The organism is Pseudomonas sp. Pseusp88, assembly GCF_047303955.1.
Classification (GTDB): Bacteria; Pseudomonadota; Gammaproteobacteria; order Pseudomonadales; family Pseudomonadaceae; genus Aquipseudomonas.
This window is the reverse complement of record NZ_JBGLYM010000074.1, coordinates 1-4791: the sequence shown is the minus strand read 5'-3', so window position 1 is coordinate 4791 and position 4791 is coordinate 1. Positions and strand designations below refer to the sequence as shown.

Here is a 4791-nt window from a genome sequence, read left to right as displayed (position 1 = left end):
TTGGTGGAGCTAAGCGGGATCGAACCGCTGACCTCCTGCATGCCATGCAGGCGCTCTCCCAGCTGAGCTATAGCCCCACATCAGTGGACGGGGCGCATGTTAAGGCCGAGGCCGGGGTCTGTCAAATTTATTTTCAACTTTTTTTAAAAATTTTCGTCGGGATAACAATCACTTACCTGAAAGCCCCGTAAACCCGAGGCTGAAACGACCACTGCGCCCTGCTCCGGTTCGCGGGCAAGCCTCGCTCCAACGGATACACACCTGACCGTAGGAGCGAGGCTGGGCCGCGAAGCCTTCAAAAGACGCCTCAGCGTCAGGCAATGGCACCCAACAGCTTTTCCCATTCCTTGTTTTCTTTCTTCGACACGCCACCGAGCAGCTCGATGGCCTGGCGCAGGCGGAAGCGGGTCAGATCCGGGCCGAGGATCTCCATGGCGTCGAGCACAGACACCGAGCTGGCCTGGCCAGTGATGGCAGCGAACATCAGCGGCATGGCGTCACGCAGCTTAAGCTCCAGGTGCTCCACCACCGCCTGGATGCACCCGGTGATCGCATCCTTCTCCCACTGGCGCAGCGCTTCGAGCTTCCACAGGATCAATTGCATGACCTGGCGTACCTGATCGCCCGAGAGCTTCTTGTGCTCGAACAGCTTGGCATCCGGCGTTACACCACCGGCGAAGAAGAAACTGGCCAGTGGCGCGACCTGACTGAAGGTTTCAACCCGGCCCTGTACGTGTGGCGCGATTTTCATCATGTACTCGGGGTTCAGCGCCCAGGTCTGCAGGCGGCTGGCGAACTCTTCAACCGGCAACTCGCGCAGCCACTGGCCATTGAGCCAGGACAGCTTCTCGATATCGAAGATCGGCCCACCCAGGGAGACGCGCGACAGGTCGAAGTGCTCGACCATTTCGGCCAGGGAGAACTTCTCGCGCTCATCCGGCATCGACCAGCCCATGCGCCCCAGGTAGTTGAGCATCGCTTCGGGCATGAAGCCCATGCGCTCGTAGAAGGTCACCGAAGTCGGGTTCTTGCGCTTGGACAGTTTGCTCTTGTCCGGGTTACGCAGCAGCGGCATGTAGCACAGCTGCGGCTTGTCCCAGCCGAAGTATTCATAGAGCAGGATCAGTTTCGGCGCCGACGGCAGCCACTCTTCGCCGCGCAGCACGTGGGTGATGCCCATCAGGTGGTCGTCGACCACGTTGGCCAGGAAATAGGTCGGCAGGCCATCGGTCTTCATCAGCACCTGCATGTCCATGCGATCCCACGGGATCTCGACTTCGCCACGCAGCATGTCCGGCACCACGCAGACGCCTTCGCTCGGCACCTTCATGCGGATCACATGGGGCTCGCCAGCAGCCAGGCGACGCTGGACTTCTTCGGGTGACAGCAACAAGGCGCGACCGTCATAGCGCGGGGTTTCGCCGCGGGCCATCTGCTCGGCACGCATCTGGTCCAGCTCTTCGGCGGTGCAGAAGCACGGGAAGGCATGGCCCAGATCGACCAGTTGCTGCGCGTACTTCTGATAGATATCGCCGCGCTCGCTCTGCCGGTAAGGGCCATGGGGGCCGCCGACGTCAGGGCCTTCACTCCATTCGATACCCAGCCAGCGCAGGGCGTCGAAAATCTGCTGTTCCGACTCACGGGTCGAACGCAACTGATCGGTGTCCTCGATGCGCAGGATGAACTCGCCACCGTGCTGCTTGGCGAAGCAGTAGTTGAAGAGCGCGATATAAGCCGTGCCGACATGGGGGTCGCCAGTTGGCGAGGGCGCGATGCGAGTGCGAACGGTGGTCATGGATAATTCCGGATAGGTCAAACAAGCCGTGAATCTTAACAGGGCCGGGGCTTGCCGCTCCAGCTCGACAGGGCAACGACCGCGCATGGCAATGAATACCGGAATATCAATTGCAGTCATTACGGCAACGATAGCTATAGGCCAGTCGCAAAGGCTGCTAATGTTTGACGACAATGCAGGCCTCGCTCCCACATCAGGTGAATCTGCCGGAACGCCGATCGCCCCGAAGAAAATAATAAGAGTCGCCATGCCCACCCAACTCAAACGCCGCCTGTCCATCTTTCTGATCCTGGTGCTGCTGATCGCCGGCGCGTTCTTCGCCCAATGGTGGTTCAAGGGCCGTTTCGTCGAAACCACCGACAACGCTTACGTTCAGGGCGAAATCACCCGTATTTCCAGCCAGTTGGGCGCGCGGATCGAGCAGGTGCTGGTGCAGGACAACCAGCATGTCGACCAAGGTCAGTTGCTGGTGCGCCTCGAGCCCGATGATTTTCGCCTGGCCCTGGAACGGACCAAGGCCGCCCTGGCGACCCGCGAGGCCGAGCGGCTGCAGGCCCAGAGCAAACTGGCGCAGCAGGCCAGCCTGATCACCTCGGCCCAGGCTCAGGTGGCCGCCAGCCAGGCGACCCTGGGGCGCACGCAACTGGATCTGTCCCGGGTCGAGGCCCTGCGCAAGCCGGGCTTCGTCTCCGAAGAACGGGTCAGCACCCTCTCCGCCGACAGCCATATCGCCCGTTCGCAAGTGACCAAGGCCCAGGCTGACGCAGAAAGCCAGCGCCTGCAGGTCAATATTCTCAGTGCCGACGTCAAGCGCCTGGACACCCTGGTCGCCAGCGCCAGGGTGGATGTGGCCCAGGCCGAACTGAACCTTGCGCGCAGCGAAATACGTGCACCCATCGGCGGCCTGATCGGCCAGCGGGCAGCGCGTACCGGGCAATACGTTCAGGCCGGGGCCTATTTGTTGTCCATCGTCCCCGATGAAGACATCTGGATTCAGGCCAACTTCAAGGAAACCCAGATCGGCCATATGCAGGTCGGACAAAGCGCCGAGCTGATCTTCGACGCCTACTCCGACACGCCGATCCAGGGCCGCATCGACAGCCTGTTCGCCGCCTCCGGCGCGCAGTTCAGCCTGCTGCCGCCGGACAATGCCACCGGCAACTTCACCAAGGTGGTGCAGCGCATTCCGGTCAAGCTGACTTTCGCTGCCGACAACCCGCTGCACGGACGCATCCGCCCCGGCATGTCGGTAACGGCGAAGATCAATATCAAGTCCGATCGCGACGCTGCCAGTGGCCGGTGATGCACTGATCCGGCCGGTTGACGAGCCGAGCCGACGCGACTGGATCGCGGTGATGAGCGCCATGCTCGGCGCCTTCATGGCGGTGCTGGATATCCAGATCACCAACTCCTCGCTCAAGGACATCCAGGGCGCGCTGTCGGCCACCCTTGAGGAAGGCTCATGGATTTCCACTTCCTACCTGGTCGCGGAGATCATCATGATTCCCCTGACCGCCTGGTTGGTACAACTGCTGTCGGCACGGCGCCTGGCGGTCTGGGTGTCCCTGGGTTTTCTCGCGGCATCGCTGCTCTGCTCCATGGCCTGGAGCCTGGAAAGCATGATCGTGTTCCGCGCCTTGCAGGGCTTTACCGGCGGTGCGCTGATCCCTCTGGCCTTCACCATGACCCTGATCAAGCTGCCGGACCGTCACCGCGCCAAGGGCATGGCGCTGTTCGCCATGACCGCCACCTTCGCCCCCTCCATCGGCCCGACCCTCGGCGGCTGGCTGACGGAAAACTTCGGCTGGGAATACATTTTCTACATCAACGTGCCACCCGGCCTGCTGATGATTGCCGGGCTGCTCTATGGCCTGGAGAAAAAGGCGCCGCACTGGGAATTGCTGAAAAGCACCGACTACGCCGGCATCGTCACCCTCGGCATGGGCCTGGGCTGTCTGCAAGTGTTTCTGGAAGAAGGCCACCGCAAGGACTGGCTGGAATCCGACCTGATCGTGACCCTGGGCAGCATCGCCCTGCTCTGCCTGATCGCCTTCGTGATCATCCAGCTGTCCAAGGACAAGCCGCTGATCAATCTGCGTATCCTCGGCACGCGCAACTTCGGCCTGTCGAGCATCGCCAGTGTCGGCATGGGCGTAGGGCTATACGGCTCGATCTACCTGCTGCCGCTGTATCTGGCGCAGATTCAGGGCTACAACGCCCAGCAGATCGGTGAAGTGATCATGTGGATGGGAATCCCCCAGCTGTTCCTGATCCCCCTGGTGCCGCAACTGATGAAATTCGTGCCGCCCAAGCTGCTGTGCGCCCTGGGTTTTGCCCTGTTCGGCTTTGCCAGCTTCGCGTCCGGAGTGCTGAACCTGGACTTCGCCGGACCGCAGTTCAACCATATCCAGTTGGTCCGGGCACTGGGCCAGCCATTGATCATGGTGACTATCTCGCTGATAGCCACCACTTATATCCAGGCCCAGGACGCCGGTTCCGCCTCGAGTCTGTTCAATATCCTGCGCAACCTCGGCGGCGCCATCGGCATTGCCCTGCTGGCGACCCTGCTCGACGCCCGCACCAAGACATACTTCGACTATTTGCGCGAATCCATCGTCCCGGCCAACCCGCAAGTGGCCGAACGCCTGGCCCAGCTCGGCGAGCGACTGGGCAATGACACGGCGGCCCTGGGCCGGTTGAGTCAGATCGTCCACGAACAGGCGACGATCATGGCGTATAACGATGCGTTTCATTTCGTCGGGCTGACGCTGGGGATCAGCATGCTTGCGGTGTTGCTGACCAAGGCCTTGCCCAGTGGAGTCAAAGGCGCACCAGGACACTGAAGCCGACACAAATGTGGGAGCGGATTCATCCGCGAAGGGGCCAGTACATCCAACACATTTGGTGGCATCCGGAATAAAGCTTTCGCGAATGAATTCGCTCCCACCGTAGCGTGTGCATATCGTCGGTTGTGTGGGAGCGGATTCATCCGCGAA

Annotated in this window: 3 protein-coding genes and 1 tRNA gene; 2 read left to right on the top strand and 2 right to left on the bottom strand. The window is 61.4% G+C overall.

What is annotated here, in order from left to right; all coding sequences use genetic code 11:
* Nucleotide 1: 1 nt before the first annotated feature.
* Both ACCD02_RS32445 and gltX read right to left on the bottom strand, forming a co-directional pair.
* Nucleotides 2-77: transfer RNA gene (locus ACCD02_RS32445), tRNA-Ala, on the bottom strand.
* 236 nt (nucleotides 78-313) lie between these two features.
* Nucleotides 314-1795: a glutamate--tRNA ligase gene (gene gltX / locus ACCD02_RS32440; RefSeq protein ID WP_413310678.1), complete on the bottom strand. Its 1482-nt coding sequence runs from the start codon at nucleotides 1793-1795 to the stop codon at nucleotides 314-316.
* A 247-nt stretch (nucleotides 1796-2042) separates the two neighbouring features.
* Between gltX and ACCD02_RS32435 the strand changes: the two genes are divergently transcribed.
* Both ACCD02_RS32435 and ACCD02_RS32430 read left to right on the top strand, forming a co-directional pair.
* A complete protein-coding gene (locus ACCD02_RS32435; protein WP_413310677.1) occupies nucleotides 2043-3098 on the top strand; it encodes an HlyD family secretion protein in 1056 nt (351 codons plus the stop codon).
* Nucleotides 3099-3147: 49 nt separating this feature from the next.
* Nucleotides 3148-4638, top strand: coding sequence for an MDR family MFS transporter (locus ACCD02_RS32430; protein WP_413310679.1), 1491 nt, complete (start codon nucleotides 3148-3150; stop codon nucleotides 4636-4638).
* Nucleotides 4639-4791: the final 153 nt, after the last annotated feature.

Excerpts from the sequence above, each read along its gene's own strand:
- gltX (WP_413310678.1), bottom strand. The coding sequence starts at position 1,795 with ATGACCACCGTTCGCACTCGCATCGCGCCCTCGCCAACTGGCGACCCC.
- ACCD02_RS32435 (WP_413310677.1), top strand. The coding sequence starts at position 2,043 with ATGCCCACCCAACTCAAACGCCGCCTGTCCATCTTTCTGATCCTGGTG.